This window comes from Vibrio sp. D417a (assembly GCF_030248595.1).
Taxonomy (GTDB): domain Bacteria; phylum Pseudomonadota; class Gammaproteobacteria; order Enterobacterales; family Vibrionaceae; genus Vibrio; species Vibrio alginolyticus.
The window spans coordinates 290,947-307,792 of record NZ_JAHGAM010000015.1 but is presented as its reverse complement, the minus strand read 5'-3'; the positions used below and the strand labels follow the sequence as shown (position 1 = coordinate 307,792).

Here is a 16,846-nt window from a genome sequence, read left to right as displayed (position 1 = left end):
CAATATAAATGATAACTATTTGCGTTTGTTGTTTTTTTGACGTATTAATTGAGTGTTTTTTTGCGATATACACGCAACATAAAATCAGCCTCACATTGGAAAAGTGTAGCGGATTTCAACTCTTCACGAAGAGCATCGGTTGCTTTCCATGCGAATGGCGTCATTTGCAATAAATCGATTGCGGCTCCGTTTTTCAAGTCCATAACATAGTTAAGATGCTGCTGGTGCTCTAATTCAAACCCTTCAATATGTTCTGGTTCTTCATTGTGAAGACGAACTTCTTGATAAATGCGCTCACGCAGTTGGTATAAGTGGCGGCTAGCAGGAGTAACCGTGACAACAACGCCGTCGTTTTTTACAACGCGCTGCAGCTCCTCAGCTTTACACGGGGCATAAATGCGCAAAATGGCATCTAAGGATTCATTTGCGAAGGGAAGTCGGTGACTAGAAGCCACACTAAAGTTGCAGTGCGTGTAACGCTTCGCCGCGTAACGAATGGCAACTTTGGAAATGTCTAAGCCATAAATCGTGGCATGGTTCGCTTGTGTTTCTATCGTCTTTTGTACTTGATCTGTGTAGTAACCTTCACCACAACCAATATCTAATAATTGATGGGTGCTCCCCTCAGTGTATGTTGCACACAGCTGCGCCACTTCTTGGCGCATTGGGTTGTAGTAATCTCCTTCGAGGAATCGACGACGAGCTTGCATCATCTCTTTGTTGTCACCAGGATCTTTAGAACGTTTGTGGTGCGCTGGCATCAAGTTAACGTAGCCTTCTTTTGCTAAGTCAAACTGATGATTGTTTTCGCACTTAAACGTTTTTTCATTTAACGCTAGAGCTTGGTGGCATAGAGGGCATTGATAGTTCATGACGATCTCGAACAGAAAGTAGGGCGGCAAATTCTATCAAAAAGCGTGGTATCAAGTGAAACAAAAAGAGCCGACTGGGTCGGCTCTTATTAAGTATTAGTGGAAGAAGTCGACTTGCTCTTTCAAGTTTCGTGCTTGTTGTTGAAGTTCAATGGCACTTTGCGAGGTTTTTGCGCTCGTGTTGCGGCTTTCTCGGTTAAGTTCACTGATAGAATGGGCATTTGCTGCAATTTCTTGTGAAACTTGAGCTTGTTCTTCTGAAGTCGCTGCAATGGCGTCGGCTTGAGAGGCTATCGACTGCACTTGTACTGCGATGGCTTCTAATGCTGTGCCCGCGTCTTGTGCTTTGTCCAAGACCTGGTTTGCACTGCGTTGGCTGTCTGTCATCATATTAACTGCATTATGAGTCGACCCTTTTAGTTTCTCGATAATTTCCACGACATCCTGAACTGAGCTTTGGGTTCGGTGCGCAAGTGTGCGCACTTCATCTGCTACAACTGCGAAGCCACGGCCTTGTTCACCTGCTCGTGCTGCTTCAATGGCGGCATTCAAGGCAAGTAAATTGGTTTGCTCAGCAATTTCATCAATCATTTTAGTGACGGTTTGAATACTCTCGCTATCGCGATTTACTTGCTCGATAGCCGTTGCTGATTGATCCAATTGATCGTTAAGTTGAGCAACGTCGATACATACGCCTTCAACAATCGCGAGACCAGACTGGCTATCGGTATTTGCTGAGCGTACGTTTTCCGCAATGCTTTCGACTTGTTGTGCGACAGATTGAGCGGAAGAGGCCATTTCTTCAATCGCTGTCACAACTTGCTCGACTTCTTGTTGTTGTCGGTCGGCTTGGGTCAAATTGCTATGTGCATCGTTGGCAACGCTGGTGGAGTTGCTCTCCACTAAGTCGCTTGTTGAACGGATCTTACCGACAAGTTCATTGAGCTGACTTGCCATACTGGCGACACCCGAGCTCAGGTTCGTAATTTCATTCTTTGATGCTTTACGAGACGCTGGGATGCTCAAGCTGACTTCGCCGCCGGCTAAGCGAGTCATGTATGAGTTTAGAGTCGTGAGAGGTTGTAAGCTGTGATTCAAGAAAAGTGTCAGTACAACAAAAGTAATGATTGCCGCTACCGAAGAAATGATGGCAATGAGTGTGAGAAGCGTGTCGCTACCTTTTGTAACTTCTTTGATAAACGTACCGCCTAGCAGTTTCCAGTTCCAACCTGGAACCTCTGTGTAGACAAGATACTTTTCGCCTACGTTACCTTGGTACTCGAAAGGGTAGCGAATTAATCCACTAGATTGTTCGAAAATCTGGCCAAAAGGCTTGTGACCATTGTAGTCGGCGACTTCTAGTATTGACGAATCTGAGCCGCTTTTTGCTGGATGAAGTAGGTATTTACCAAGATTGTTTTCGTCGTTATCAACGATAATGGTGTAACCAGTGTCGCCCCATTTTATCTCTTCGAGTGCATCGAATAAGGTTTGTGTCGCTTGGTCTACTGGTAAGCCAATAAACGATAGGCCTGCTACCTTTCCTGTCGCATCTTTGATTGGGGCATAGTAGGTAATGTAGCGCTCGCCATACAATTTAATTTGAGCGTAATACGGTTGTCCTGCTTTAAGTTGCTGATAACCAGGATGGTTGATGCCTAGCGTGGTTCCGACCGCTCGCTGACCTTGTGGATCTTTTAGGGAGGTGGACACCCGAATAAAGTCGTCACCCAATGGTGCGAATAGCGTTGCTATAGCGCCGGTATCACGTGTGAAACTGTCGACCAACTTGGTGTCATTAATTAAGCTTTCACTGTATTGAGTGATGTTTGGTACTTCATGTCCCATGAAGTCAACCGTGTAATTTTCGACATAGACACCGGCAAGGTAGCCATTGCGAAAAGTAGATTCGAGGACTTTAGCGGTGTGCAGGTAAGCATCGAATTGGCCAGCAATGGTTTTTGCCATTGATTCTACTTTAGATTGGTGTTCTTTCAGTGTGCTTTCCAATAGAACATCGGAAGCGTTGCGGTAAACAAGCGCTGCAATACTGCTGAAAGCAATGAATAGACACAAAGTGATCACCAGTTTCAACTGGAATCCGACACTTTGATTTCGGTATCTCTCTAACATAGACTAATTCCTGATATTTTTATTATTTATGAGTTTTGTATCGGTATGCTATCGGTTTATATGATCAATTTTTTTGATATTTATTAATGAAACCGTCAAAAGTGACCAGTAACCAATAAGTTAGTAAAGATAGGACCATCTAAGCAGAGTTTTTATTACAAAAAAAGCCGGGTATCCCCGGCCTTTATATGGTGATTCTTACTGCGCTGAAATGACAGTGACAAGTTCATGTGTCTCACCTGGTTGGAGGGTTTGACCTTGCTCAATACTTGGTGCATGAACAGCAGACTCCACACACAACATGGTTTGATAACCATCGTCAGCCATGTCACCCATGCTTTGCGCACCTTCTGCCCAAGGGTTCCATAATACTGCTGAGTTGTGGCCTTGGTTGTGTACGCTTAGCGTACGATCCAATACCGGGTCTTTTACCAAAATTTTCGCTTCTGGTTGCGTGTAAACGCGATCAATGGTGTCAGTTAGTTGTAGAACATTACCACCTTGGCATACCGCATCAGCTTTCAAGCTATCAATGTACTCGGCACCCATGCCTGTCGTTTGTGCTTGCTTAATGTCTCCAACGTTTAGGTAAGTATGTAATGCGCCAGAGAAGGTCCAAGCCTCGTCATCAATGTTCATGACTTTGAGCGTCACTTTTAGCTCATCGCCCACTTCAATCACCAAACGAGCGTCAAACATATGGGGCCAAATATCGTGGATTTCTTCTGTCGGGAACAGAGCAAGTTCAACAATCACACCGTTATGGTTCTCACGATGTTCAACCAACTCCCATTCTGCGGTGCGGGCAAAGCCGTGAGCTGGAGCAGCAATACGCCCAAACCAAGGCCAACAAACCGGAATGCCACCGCGAAGAGCAGCTTTACCATCGAAGACAGCTTTTTCGCTCATCCAGATCAGATCTTCTTGACCTTTAGGCGTGAACGACACGACATGACCACCGTGTAGCGAGATGCCTGCCGTTGCTTTGTCATGAATCACGCGGACGATTTTTATCTGATCAACTTCAACGATAGTGACGTTATCAGATAGCACCGTTAGGGCTGGGAGAGTTTTTAAATCCATGTGTAGTTTCCTATCGCTGGGGGAGAGCTTTTAGACGCGCTTCGCACATTAAATGCAACATCGAGCCTGCATTCTCTCAAATTCCAGATACAAAAAAGGCGACTCTAGAGCCGCCTTTTCTTTAACGAAGTTATTCGCTAATTGCTAACTTTCTAATTACTTAGAGATGTGAGCGATTAGGTCTAGAACTTTGTTTGAGTAACCGATTTCGTTGTCGTACCAAGATACAACTTTAACGAATTTGTCAGTTAGCGCGATACCAGCTTTAGCATCGAATACTGAAGTGCAAACTTCGCCGATGAAGTCTTGAGATACAACTGCATCTTCAGTGTAGCCTAGAACGCCTTTTAGTTCGCCTTCAGAAGCTTCTTTCATCGCTTTACAGATGTCTTCGTAAGAAGCACCGTTAACTAGGTTAACAGTTAGGTCAACTACAGAAACGTTAGCAGTTGGTACGCGGAAAGCCATACCAGTTAGTTTGCCGTTTACTTCTGGAAGTACAACGCCTACAGCTTTAGCAGCACCAGTTGAAGATGGGATGATGTTTTGAGAAGCACCACGACCACCGCGCCAGTCTTTAGCAGAAGGACCATCTACAGTTTTTTGAGTTGCTGTAGTTGCGTGAACTGTAGTCATAAGACCAGATTCGATACCGAACTTGTCGTTAAGAACTTTAGCGATAGGCGCTAGACAGTTAGTAGTACAAGAAGCGTTAGAAACGATGTCTTGACCAGCGTAAGTGTCGAAGTTTACGCCGTTAACGAACATTGGAGTAGCGTCTTTAGAAGGACCAGTTAGTACAACTTTTTTCGCGCCAGCAGTGATGTGCTTACGTGCAGTCTCGTCAGTTAGGAAAAGACCAGTTGCTTCAGCTACAACGTCAACACCGATTTCGTCCCATTTTAGGTCTTCAGGGTTGCGCTCTGCAGTAACACGTACAGTTTTACCGTTAACGATTAGGTTACCGCCTTCAACTTCAACAGTACCGTTGAAACGGCCGTGAGTTGAGTCATACTTAAGCATGTATGCCATGTAATCTACATCGATAAGGTCGTTAATACCTACTACTTCGATGTCGTTGCGCTCTTGCGCTGCACGGAATACGAAACGACCGATACGGCCAAAACCGTTAATACCTACTTTGATAGTCATTATAGTTGCTCCACAACTTAATTTCTGATTAAAGATAACTGGTAGTAAAATTACAGAATCCAGTAAACATCTGCAAGTGATAATCGGACTTAACTTGTTTAAAGTCAAAAAAAAGCGACGCTTTTTTTAACAATTCTTTGCAAATGTACGTTTTTTAAACTTTTAACTGATTCTTCTGTAGCCCAGTTGGCGTAATATAACTGGTGAGATAAGTGTTCTTATCAAATTAATTACGCATGGTGTCCTGGTGAGAAAGTATGTGCTACAACTGTTAAGAGAAGCAAGTTTTTTGCTAAAAAAGTCAATACCAAGAACAGTAAATAAGGAGCCGAAAGTCGTGGAACAAAGCGGGAAAAAAGTGACGAAGTCAGATGAACAGTGGCGTGAGCAACTGTCTGATGAAGAGTTCCGTGTTTGCCGAGAGCAAGGTACAGAGCCTCCTTTCAGCGGTAAGCTACTGCATAATAAGGAAACTGGTGTTTATGCTTGTACTTGTTGTAATGCCCCTCTCTTTGTCTCTGATAACAAGTATGACTCTGGCTGCGGATGGCCAAGTTTTGATGCGCCTATCAACGATCAAGCGGTGCGCTATTTAGAAGATCTAAGTCACGGAATGGTACGTACAGAGATTCGTTGTGCAACGTGTGATAGCCATCTAGGGCACGTTTTTGAAGATGGCCCACAGACCACAGGAGAGCGTTTTTGTGTTAATTCTGTGTCGTTAATTTTCAACAAATCAGAATAATAACGACAAAATTGTGCTCGAGATTGTTTTATCCTTTCAGGATGATTCATGCTCAACGGTGATCTGAGTGTCGCTCGACTTAAACGAAAAACTCCCGCTCATTGCGGGAGTTTTTCGTTTATATCTCAGTGGGTATCATTGCTGGGGAATAGATACCTTTCTCTATGGCTTTCGCCACCGATTCGGCTAATTCATCCAACTGCTTATATCGCTCTGGATGACTGAAATTGAACATACGTTGGAGCTGCTTTTCATCAGCAAGCGGTACGTCGAATCTCTTCGCGACCATTGCCCATAGATACGCTTGCTCTTTGTCTCCAAGCCCCTGATGAATACTTGCCATTGACTTGAGAATGACCGGATTGATGTTGTCTTCATCAGATAAAGACAACGCGTTATTAAGAAGCTCCAGGGTTTTCTTGGTATCTCGGTTGGTATAAAAAGTGGCTAATGCATATTGCATCTCAGCATTATTTAATTGGGGAGACCCTTCCATTTGTAAAAATGCGCGCCGAGCTTGAGTATCTCCCGTTTGAGACCATAAAAAATACAAAGTAGCCGGGTCTTCTGAGCCTTTTAACTCGTTTACAATGCGCTCTAGCTCATCAATACTGTGTACCAATGCATTAAAGCGTTGTCTTTTGAGAGCACTTTGATCAATAGGGGTGATCTGGGAGGCGAGTTCTAAGCATTTCCTATATTCAGCGACCAGACCGTATTCGATGATTTGGTTTGCTTCCGATGGGTTTTTCAATTGCTCAAACCGATGCCAAACCAAATTTGTTCTTGGAATTCGACATTGGCCGTCATCCATATTGAGCTGCTCGCAACGCAGTTCTGGTGTTTTTTGGCACAACTCTTCGGTTGTCACGTTACCTTCAAAACAGCCCGATAGCACAAAACATGCGAGGCTGAGAAGTAACCAGTTTGTTTTTTTCATGGTTTTGCTTGTGATCCGTTACACCAATTCATTTTCGTATTCTTGACTCAATTTCTTAACCCGTTATGTTCTGTAAATAGAATGTAATAAGAAGGTACACTATGGACGCAGAACAACTATTACAAGCGATGACTCCAGAAGTTTATGATCGCTTAGTGTATGCAGTAGAAACGGGAAGATGGCCTGAGGGTACAACACTTTCTAAAGAGCAGCGAGATTCGTGTATGCAAGCTGTGATGTTGTATCAATCAAAACATAATACTGATGCGCAGCATATGACGGTTGCAGCCGGTGGTGAAATCAGTTTTAAATCAAAACAAGAGCTTAAAAAACAATTCAGCGGAGAAGAGAGCGATATTGTTCGTGTCAATCCGAACATTGATTAATCCTTTCGCCTTATTTCTCAAAATTTTATTATTTTGATTTTGAAAGAAAAAAGCCCAAATTGTATTGGGCTTTTTAGATCGTAGAAAGCTTGAACTTACAGGCTCATTTCACCACGCAGTACTTGTTGCATTCTCTCTTTTACTTCTTCGTAAGAAAGGTTTTGGCTTAGAAGGTAGTGTAGTTTTGCCAGCGCCGCTTCGGGCGTCATGTCAAAGCCACTGATAACACCAGAGTCTGCGAGAGCACAACCTGTGGCATATCCGCCCATATTCACTTTACCTGCCAAACACTGAGTTAGGTTTACGACAATAACGCCGCGCTCAGAGGCTTCTTTCAGGTGACCAAGCAGCTCAGGGTTCTGAGGAGCATTACCGACACCAAAAGTCAGAAGAATCATCGCATTCACGGGCTGACGAAGCGTGTTGCGGATAACTTCGTGTGAAATACCAGGGTACATGGTGATCACACCGATTGGTTGTGGCGTGATGTTGTGAACCTTAAACTCACCTTCTGGTTGTGCACCAACGGTTACGCTGTTGCTAACTTGAATATTGATCCCAGCTTCCAATAGTGGAGGAAGGTTTGGTGAAGTAAAGGCATTAAAACCGTCTGCATGAGATTTTGTGCTGCGGTTACCACGCATCAATTGATTATTGAAGAACAAAGTTACTTCGTTGATCGGGTAGTTTGCTGCAATATGTAGCGCGTTTAATAGGTTTGCTTGGCCGTCAGAACGCAGCTCTGCGAGAGGGATTTGTGAACCCGTTACAATCACTGGCTTACCAAGGTTTTCAAGCATGAAAGACAATGCGGACGCTGTGTACGCCATGGTGTCAGTACCATGTAGGATAACGAAACCATCGTATTTGTCATAGTTGTCACGAATATCATTCGCAATCTGCTGCCAGTCAGCAGGTGTCATATCTGATGAGTCAATCAGAGGGTCGTATTCGTGGATGGTGTAATCCGGCATTTCAGGACGATGGAATTCGGGCATGCTTGCTAATTGCTTTTCCATAAAGCCAGCAACAGGCACATAGCCGTGGTCGGATTTTTGCATTCCGATGGTACCACCGGTGTAAGCGATGTAGATGTGTTTTCTAGTCATCGTTTTTTCTTTCGTGTAGGGGAACAGAGGTGGGGATTATATACCTAAATAACCTTGAGATGCGAGGCTATACGCACAGCATCAGAAAGTCATCTGAGGAGATGCAAAGCCTAATAAAAAGGGCACTTCAAGTAGAAGTGCCCTTTGTAATATTGATGGAAAAACTACTGCACTTGGCAGTTCAAACAAAATGCGTATTGACCTTTAGGATCGTTGAAGCTTTGGAGCAAGCTTGCGTCTTGTTCGAATTGTTGAGCTACGGGTTGAAGACCTTTTGGTAGCAAGCTTGTTGCATCAATACCTAGAGAGACTTTCACCTGTTTCATAAACTCTTGCAGAAATAGTTCAGTAGGTGAAAGAGGCTCTTCTACCCAGTAAATGCCGTAATCGGTCACGTTCGCTAGTTTCGCCGCTAGCTCTACAGCATCATCAAAGTCACCCATTTGATCGACAAGACCAAAGGATAGTGCATCTTGGCCAGTCCAAACTCGACCTTGAGCAACTTTGTCAACTTCCTCTAGAGACATATCGCGATTCTCGCCAACTAGAGAAATAAAGCGCTTGTAACCGTGTTCGATACCTAATTGGAACACTTGAGACGCGCCCTCAGAAAGGCCAGTGGTAATACCGTCACCTGAGAACGGCGATGTGCCAACGCCATCAGTATTAATACCTAACTTGCTAAAGCCTTTTTCAAACGTGGTGATGACACTAAATATACCAATGGAGCCCGTCAGGGTTGTTGGCTGAGCAACGATTTTGTCTGCGCTCATTGAAATCCAATAACCACCAGAAGCGGCCAAACTCGACATGGATACAACAACCGGCTTACCTGCTTGCTTCAGAGCTTCTACTTCGTTACGAATCACTTCAGAAGCAAAGGCACTGCCTCCTGGACTATCTACTCGTAACACGACCGCTTTCACTTTTTCATCATTGCGTGCTTGACGCAGCAAGCTTGCGACCGTGTCACCACCAACAGTTCCGCGAGGTTGTTGACCGTCCATAATCGCGCCACTGGCTAGAACAACGGCGATGTCGTGTTGAGGTAGTGTGTAATCAGGACGAATCGTTGCAAGGTAGTCGTAGTAACCAATCGCGTTGTAGCTGTCTTTGCCGTCGCTACCAAACTGTTTTGCAAATAGAGTGCGAATGTCTTGGCGTGTCGCGAGTTCATCCACTAGCCCCAATTTGACTGCGAGCTGAGCAATATCGCCATTTACAGACTTCATCTCGTTAATCAGCTCATCCATGGTTGGATTAAGCACTTTCGCATCAATGTTTCGGTTTGTTGTTACGTCATCAACAAAAGCACTCCATAATTGAGTAACCCAACGTGTTGCTGACTCTTTCGCCGCATCGGACATGTCATCACGAATAAACGGTTCGATAGCGGATTTATAAGTACCTACGCGAAAAACATGAGTAGAAACGTCAAGCTTTTCAAGTAACGTTTTGTAGTACATTGAGTAAGCGCTGTAACCTTTAATCAATACACCACCATCAGGTGCCAGATAAACTTTGTCAGCGTAACTTGCCAAGTAATATTGGCTTTGGTTGTAGAAATCACCTACGGCGTAAACGGGTTTGCCTGACGCTTTAAATTCGTTCAACGCTTTCGCGATGTAACGTAGTTTCGTGAGATTTGTTTCTGGCATGTCTCGCAGTGCTAGCACTAATCCAGATACTTTAGGATCGTCTTTCGCGTAGCGAATAGTATCAACGATATCGAAAAGGACGTTTTCTTTCGGTAACTCATTACCCAAAAGGGAACCAGCAAAAGAGTCCATTGGGTTTACATAACGTCTTTGTTCGACAATTGGGCCTGAAAGGTTCATCACCAATGCCGATTCTTTTTCGACGACAGGTTGACCGTCTCCGGTATAAGTAAAGGCAAAGTAGAAAACGGCAATCATCAGCAAGAAAATTAGGTTTGCCAGTGCGAGTCTGATGAAAGTGATACTTTTCCATATCCCTTTAAATATCAAACCAATAAATTTGAAGAGTTTTTTCATCTTGTCTCCATAACGAGATAGTTACGCCGAGTCTAACAAAGTATGGGTTCTTATCTCTAAGATCTCAAAAGATAACATTTTTTTAGCTTATCACGACCACTCAACAATTGGCATATTTTCACACGAGATTGATCGGTGTTACAAAAATGTAAACGCTTGTTTGATTTTTTGGTTGAGCAGGCTTAATCTGGTCAGACCATGATAATAACAATGGATGTTAAGTGATGTCTGCCATGTACCCAAACCTATTAAAGCCACTGGATCTCGGTTTCACACAATTACGAAACCGAGTTCTGATGGGATCAATGCACACGGGCTTAGAAGAGCACAAAGAAGGATTACAGAAGCTCGCTGCTTTTTATGAAGAACGCGCGAAAGGCGGTGTCGGACTGATTGTAACCGGAGGTTTTTCTCCTAACTTACGCGGTCGTTTACACCCGTTGAGTGCTGAATTCAGCAAGCCAAAACATGCTAAAGCCCATAAAGTTGTGACAGAAGCGGTGCACAAGCACGGTGGTAAAATTGCGTTGCAAATTCTCCATGCTGGGCGTTATGCAATGCATCCATTCTCGCAAAGTGCATCTGGCATTAAAGCGCCAATTGCAAAGTTTGCTCCGAGTGAAATGAGCGACCGCCAGATAAAGAAAACCATCGACGCGTTTGCTAATAGTGCGGAGTTAGCACAGCTTGCTGGTTATGATGGCGTCGAGTTAATGGGCTCGGAAGGTTACTTGATAAACCAATTCTTATGTAAACGTACTAATATGCGTTACGACGAATGGGGTGGCAGCTATAAAAAACGTATGCGTTTTCCGCTAGAAATTGTTAAAGCGGTACGCAAGGCGGTGGGTGACAAGTTCATCATCATCTTCCGTCTTTCTATGCTGGATCTTGTCGAGCAGGGCAGCACTTTTGAAGACGTTATCGAATTGGCGAAAGCACTTGAAGAGGCTGGCGTCACGATTATTAATACGGGTATCGGTTGGCATGAGGCTCGAATTCCGACCATTGCGACTCAAGTACCACGTGGTGCGTTTACATGGGTTACGGAAAAAGTTAAACCTCACGTTTCGGTTCCTATTATCACTTGCAACCGTATAAATACGCCAGATGAAGCAGAACGTATTTTATCTTCAGGTCATGCCGACATGGTTTCGATGGCGCGCCCATTCTTGGCCGATCCTTACTTTGTTGCTAAAGCCGAACAGGAAAAAGCGCAGCTTATTAATACGTGTATTGGTTGTAATCAGGCGTGTCTAGATAACGTGTTTAAAGGTAAGCGCGCCAGTTGCTTAGTGAACCCTCTAGCGTGCTATGAAACCGAAATTGTTGTTGAACCAGCCTTTAAAAAGAAAAACATTGCAGTTGTTGGTGCTGGACCTGCGGGCTTGGCTTGTGCGACCACACTGGCTGAACGTGGCCATAAGGTTGATTTGTTCGAAAAGAACGACCGCATCGGTGGTCAGTTCCGTCTTGCGATGCAGATCCCTGGTAAGGAAGAGTTTCGAGAGACGATACGATATTTCGCTAACCGTATTGATGAAACAGGCGTAAATCTGCACTTATCGACGGAAGCGAACTATGACTTACTCACAGAGTACGATGAGATAGTGATGGCATCGGGTGTTGAGCCACGTAAAGTCAATATTGATGGAATTGATAACCCAGAGAAAGTCGTCGACTATCAAACTCTCATTCGAGACAAAACGCCAGTCGGTGAGAAAGTGGCTATCGTTGGTGCTGGTGGCATTGGCGTAGATGTCGCGACCATGCTCACAGAGCCAGTTGGACAAACGTTGGATGACTGGTTGCATGAATGGGGAATCGACAAGGAGATGTCTCAGCCGGGTGGTTTATACCCTTACCCTGATGCGGTTAGCGATAAAGAAGTCTGGGTACTTCAGCGTCGTAAAGGTCGTGTAGGTAAAGGTCCGGGTAAAACGACAGGTTGGATCCATAAACGTACCCTTGAAAAACGGGGCGTACATTTAGTCGGTGGTGTGTCTTACGATAAAATTGATGATCAAGGTTTGCACATTCATGTAGACGGAAGCGCGCAGGTACTTAATGCAGACAAAGTTATCATTTGTGCTGGGCAAGAGTCTGTACGTCCGTTTGAAGATAAATGGTCTGAACTTGGAGAGAAGGTTCATATCATTGGCGGAGCTGACCATGCGGGTGAACTTGATGCTGTGCGTGCGATTCGTCAAGGTGTTAAATTGGCGGTAAAACTCTAGCCTTTTAATGTGTGTTTACCATAAAAGCTGCGCTTTGAGCGCAGCTTTTTTGTATAGAACTAGTCACTGATATCTGGCAGTTGTTTGGCCATTACCACGCCAGCAAAAGTAATAAAAGAGAACACTAACACCACAGCTGAAAGGCTCAAGAAGTTCGACATAACACCAAGAGAGCTCATTAGAAGCAGCATTATCCCAACCACTGTGTTACTCACGGCTACATAGCTCGTCCGTTTGTCACCTTCTGCGATATCAACTAAATAGGTTTTTCGTCCGACTCGTATTCCGTCGTGGGCAATACAAACACAAAAGTAAAGCAGAGGAATCACGAATAGGAAGCTTTGGCTAGCGGTGACCCATGTATCGTAAACAAATAACACAACACCAAGTAGCGCGCTCATCATTGCGCCTATGACCATCACACTGCGGCTAGAGCGATCGGACATTCTTCCCCAGAAAGGACCTGACACAAAGGAGGCTAAGCCACTCGCAAACATAAAGAGAGCTAGCACCCAGAGCTGTCCACCCAGAGATTGCTGTGCCAGCACAACGTAGTACGGTGCACTCAGCGCAGAACATAAAAATAGTGTCCGCGTGATAACGAATCGACGAAAGGTCACGTCTGTCTTAAGTAACGCGAGTTGTTTAAATGCTTCGAGGACGCCATTTCGACCACCGTCTACCTCACCGGCATACTCATTAATTCGCGCATAGACTAATGCCGCGATGAGCCATATGACGCCCGCTAAGCCTAAACTCAGACCGTAAAAGCGCTCTGTCGGCTCTACGTCCCATAACCAGGCTAGTGCCAGAAGGCTAGCGAAAAGCAGCGTAACCAGGCCAGCAGCGCTTGAAGACCAGCCGTTGACTTGACCTCGTTGGTTTTTAGGGATGGTTTTGCCCAATACATCTTTTGATGCGACGGAATTTAAACCGCGTGAGAGGCTGAAGATCACAAGACATGCAATCACACCATAACCCGCAGCTGCTCCTGTTAGAGTTAATGCGACCAATCCGATTGCAAATATGGAAAGAGCCTGCAAGATGCTGCCAATTACCCAGACCCATTTTCTTACTGGAATGCGTCGGATGTAGTGCGCGATGCTAAGTTGTGGGATAAGGGAGCCTGACTCACGAATAGGAACCAGCCAACCAATTAAGTAAACCGGAGCCCCGAGACTTTGTAGTATCCACGGCAACGTGACTTTAGGATTGATTAACGCATCGCCGACTTTCGTTAAAAACTGAGCGAGAATGATTTTAAGAAAGTTGCCGGGAACTTGATGACAAGCTGATTCAGGAATCGCCTTACAGGCACGGGCATCTTCGTCATTAACGATCTTTTCGTAAATGCTGTTTTGTTTGTCCTTGTTCATCAACCTGCCTATGTTTAACTTATTCATTTCGCGAATAAATTAACATTAAACCCAGATTGATGTTAAGTGAAGCACGTTATCAAGCCCACAGAGAACCGGTTGTTATTCGCAGGAGCAGATTGTGCTAAAGTGGCGTAAACAAAATAACAACGATCTTCAATAAGGATTCTTTCATGGACGCTCTCGATCTTTTGCTCAATCGCCGATCTATCGCGAAGTTATCCGCGCCTGCACCAGAAGGTAAAGCACTTGAGAACATCATTCGTGCTGGCCTTCGTGCGCCTGACCATGCGGGATTAACCCCTTGGCGTTTCGTTATCGCACAGGGCGATGGTTTGAAAAAACTGTCAGATATATTGGTAAAAGCGGCAGAAGCTGAAAATAGTGATGAAGCGGTGGTCGAAAAGGTAAAGAATGCCCCATTTCGCGCACCAATGGTGATCACGGTGATTGCTAAAGTAACAGAACATGAGAAAGTACCAGCACTAGAGCAACACTTATCTGCGGGATGCGCTGTACAAGCGATGCAAATGGCAGCCGTAGCGCAAGGCTTTCAAGGGTTTTGGCGCTCAGGTAAGTGGATGTTCCATCCAGAAGTTCATCAAGCATTTGGTTTAGAGGGTGACGATGAGATTGTTGGTTTCTTGTACTTAGGCACGCCTGGTTGTACACCGATGAAAGTTCCTGAGCGTGACCTTTCTCAGTTTGTTGAATTCCTATAACTAAAAACTTAAATAAACTGACTGTTTATTTATACAGTTTTTCTTGATTTATTAGGGCTACATTCGATAATGTGGCCCTAATTATATTTATTTCCAAAACGTTATGTCTCGTCTGTTTATTGCTGAAAAACCAAGTTTAGGCCGTGCGATTGCCGCTGCACTGCCAAACCCTCAAAAGAAAGATCAAGGATTCATCCGCTGTGGGAACGGGGATATCGTTACTTGGTGTATCGGCCACTTACTCGAACAAGTCGAACCCGACGCTTACGATGAGCGTTATAAAAAGTGGAATATGGCAGATTTACCAATTGTTCCGCAGCAATGGCAGCTCAGACCGAGGAAAAGTGCAAGTAAGCAATTAACAGTGATTCGTAAATTGCTCAAAGAAGCTAACGAAGTCATTCATGCAGGAGACCCAGATCGAGAGGGTCAGCTGTTAGTTGATGAAGTTCTGGACTATTGCAAGTTATCTAAAACCAAGAAGGAATCTACACAGCGTTTGTTGATTTCCGACTTGAACTTACCTGCGGTTAAACGTGCTCTCAGTTCTATGCGCAGTAATCGCGAGTTTATCCCACTTTCAGTTTCAGCATTGGCCCGCTCTCGGGCTGATTGGCTGTATGGTATGAACATGTCTCGTGCTTATACCTTGCTTGGTCAAAAAGCAGGGTATCAAGGTGTTCTCTCGGTAGGGCGAGTGCAAACGCCAGTTCTTGGCTTAGTGGTGCGTCGTGATGAAGAAATCGAAAACTTTGTCCCGAAGGACTATTTTACCCTACATGCTCTGATCCCATATCAAGATGCCAATGGTACTTTTGATATTCGTGCTCGTTGGAAGCCAAGTGAGGCATGCAAGCCTTGGCAGGACGAAGAAGGTCGAGTATTAAACCGTAAGTTGGTGGAAAATGTTGCAAACCGTATCGCAAATCAACCCGCAAAAGTAACAGAGTCGGAACAAAAGCAAACCAAGCAATCAGCACCATTACCTTATTCGTTATCTGCCTTACAGATCGATGCCGCGAAGCGCTATGGTATGAGTGCGCAACAAGTACTAGATACTTGTCAGGCATTGTATGAAAAGCACAAGCTGATCACTTACCCGCGTTCAGATTGTCGCTATTTACCAATGGAACACTACTCACAAGCAGGGACGGTGACAACTGCTATTGCGAATAACGCAAAAGAGTTGCAAGTTGCCGTTCAGGGAGCAGACTTAACATTAAAGTCCAAAGCCTGGAACGATAAAAAAGTGGATGCGCACCATGCGATTATCCCTACACCGAAGCAAGCTAATGTGAATGCGCTTTCCGGCAATGAGATGAAAGTGTATCAATTGATTGCGCGCCAGTACCTCATGCAGTTCTATCCGGCGGCGGTTTACGCAGAAGCGAAATTGGTTTTCGATATCGCTGGTGGTACGTTTGTCGCGAAAGGTCGTCAGTTAGTTTCGCCGGGTTGGAAAGCGCTAATGGGCAAAACTGACAAGGAAGATGAAGGTATTGATGCCGTGCCACCGCTACCCGAAGGCACCGTGTTAACTTGTCGTGAAGGGGAAATAAAAGACCGAAAAACCGAGCCACCAAAGCATTTTACCGAGGCATCGCTGTTGCAAGCGATGACCGGGATCGCCCGTTATGTTGCGGATAAAGAACTGAAAAAAATCCTTCGTGACACTGATGGGCTAGGCACGGAAGCGACTCGCGCTGGTATTTTGGACACGCTGTTCAAACGCCAACTGCTTACGCGTCAAGGTAAGTCAATTCTCAGTTCTCCTGCGGGAAGAGGTCTCATTCATGCCTTGCCAGAAGATTCAACATACCCTGATATGACGGCTCATTGGGAGCACCAGTTACAAGGTATGGCAGAGAGAAATCAAGCATATCAGCCGTTCATGCAAGCACTGGAACAACGCATTGATAGCTTGATGGCACAAGTAAAAGCAGGGCCTATCCCTGATTCATTACGTCATCTACCCAAGGTGGAACGTCCTGCGTTTAAACGTAAAAAGCGCAGTTATTCAAAGAACGGTGGCGCGACTAAATCTCGTGCAACCAAAGGTAAGCAGGCATAGGACAA

The 16,846-nt window shown here is 44.9% G+C and carries 13 protein-coding genes; 5 read left to right on the top strand and 8 right to left on the bottom strand.

Going from position 1 to position 16,846, the window contains the following annotated elements; translation table 11 throughout:
* Nucleotides 1–44 precede the first annotated feature (44 nt).
* The 4 genes from rlmA to gap all read right to left on the bottom strand — a co-directional run bounded on the left by rlmA (nt 45) and on the right by gap (nt 5,240).
* Nucleotides 45–872: a 23S rRNA (guanine(745)-N(1))-methyltransferase gene (rlmA, locus tag KI742_RS15145; protein ID WP_005380691.1), complete on the bottom strand. Its 828-nt coding sequence runs from the start codon at nt 870–872 to the stop codon at nt 45–47.
* Between the two features lie 96 nt (nt 873–968).
* Nucleotides 969–3,005, bottom strand: coding sequence for a methyl-accepting chemotaxis protein (locus tag KI742_RS15140; protein ID WP_033907353.1), 2,037 nt, complete (start codon nt 3,003–3,005; stop codon nt 969–971).
* Nucleotides 3,006–3,203: 198 nt separating this feature from the next.
* Nucleotides 3,204–4,088 carry a D-hexose-6-phosphate mutarotase gene (locus KI742_RS15135; protein ID WP_017820788.1) on the bottom strand — a complete coding sequence of 295 codons (885 nt, stop codon included), beginning with the start codon at nt 4,086–4,088 and terminating at the stop codon, nt 3,204–3,206.
* Between the two features lie 156 nt (nt 4,089–4,244).
* On the bottom strand, nt 4,245–5,240 hold the full coding sequence (gap, locus tag KI742_RS15130; RefSeq protein ID WP_005380697.1) for a type I glyceraldehyde-3-phosphate dehydrogenase: 996 nt from the start codon (nt 5,238–5,240) through the stop codon (nt 4,245–4,247).
* A gap of 337 nt (nt 5,241–5,577) precedes the next feature.
* On the opposite strand from gap, the gene msrB reads away from it, so the two are divergent.
* Nucleotides 5,578–5,985, top strand: a complete 408-nt coding sequence (gene msrB / locus KI742_RS15125; RefSeq protein ID WP_005380698.1) for a peptide-methionine (R)-S-oxide reductase MsrB — start codon at nt 5,578–5,580, stop codon at nt 5,983–5,985.
* Between the two features lie 118 nt (nt 5,986–6,103).
* Here msrB and KI742_RS15120 read toward each other — a convergent pair whose 3' ends face one another.
* Nucleotides 6,104–6,925 carry a DUF2989 domain-containing protein gene (locus tag KI742_RS15120; RefSeq protein WP_213907166.1) on the bottom strand — a complete coding sequence of 274 codons (822 nt, stop codon included), beginning with the start codon at nt 6,923–6,925 and terminating at the stop codon, nt 6,104–6,106.
* Nucleotides 6,926–7,026: 101 nt separating this feature from the next.
* Here KI742_RS15120 and KI742_RS15115 point away from each other — a divergent pair, with 101 nt between their 5' ends.
* Entirely contained in the window at nt 7,027–7,311 is a 285-nt protein-coding gene (locus KI742_RS15115) for a YeaC family protein (RefSeq protein WP_005380700.1), read from the top strand.
* Nucleotides 7,312–7,406: 95 nt separating this feature from the next.
* On the opposite strand, the gene ansA is transcribed toward KI742_RS15115, so the two are convergent.
* Both ansA and sppA read right to left on the bottom strand, forming a co-directional pair.
* Nucleotides 7,407–8,420 carry an asparaginase gene (gene ansA, locus KI742_RS15110; RefSeq protein ID WP_017635822.1) on the bottom strand — a complete coding sequence of 338 codons (1,014 nt, stop codon included), beginning with the start codon at nt 8,418–8,420 and terminating at the stop codon, nt 7,407–7,409.
* 164 nt (nt 8,421–8,584) lie between these two features.
* Nucleotides 8,585–10,435: a signal peptide peptidase SppA gene (gene sppA / locus KI742_RS15105; protein WP_285385558.1), complete on the bottom strand. Its 1,851-nt coding sequence runs from the start codon at nt 10,433–10,435 to the stop codon at nt 8,585–8,587.
* Nucleotides 10,436–10,659: 224 nt separating this feature from the next.
* Here sppA and KI742_RS15100 point away from each other — a divergent pair, with 224 nt between their 5' ends.
* Nucleotides 10,660–12,672 (top strand): NADPH-dependent 2,4-dienoyl-CoA reductase, encoded by a 2,013-nt coding sequence (locus tag KI742_RS15100; protein WP_213901806.1) that lies wholly within the window; start codon nt 10,660–10,662, stop codon nt 12,670–12,672.
* Nucleotides 12,673–12,731: 59 nt separating this feature from the next.
* Here KI742_RS15100 and KI742_RS15095 read toward each other — a convergent pair whose 3' ends face one another.
* A complete protein-coding gene (locus KI742_RS15095) occupies nt 12,732–14,048 on the bottom strand; it encodes an MFS transporter (RefSeq protein WP_054701571.1) in 1,317 nt (438 codons plus the stop codon).
* Between the two features lie 173 nt (nt 14,049–14,221).
* Here KI742_RS15095 and KI742_RS15090 point away from each other — a divergent pair, with 173 nt between their 5' ends.
* Nucleotides 14,222–14,770 (top strand): NAD(P)H nitroreductase, encoded by a 549-nt coding sequence (locus KI742_RS15090; RefSeq protein ID WP_005380711.1) that lies wholly within the window; start codon nt 14,222–14,224, stop codon nt 14,768–14,770.
* A gap of 103 nt (nt 14,771–14,873) precedes the next feature.
* The gene (locus tag KI742_RS15085) at nt 14,874–16,841 is read left to right on the top strand and encodes a DNA topoisomerase III (protein WP_017821143.1); all 1,968 of its coding nucleotides are present in this window, start codon (nt 14,874–14,876) and stop codon (nt 16,839–16,841) included.
* Nucleotides 16,842–16,846 lie beyond the last annotated feature (5 nt).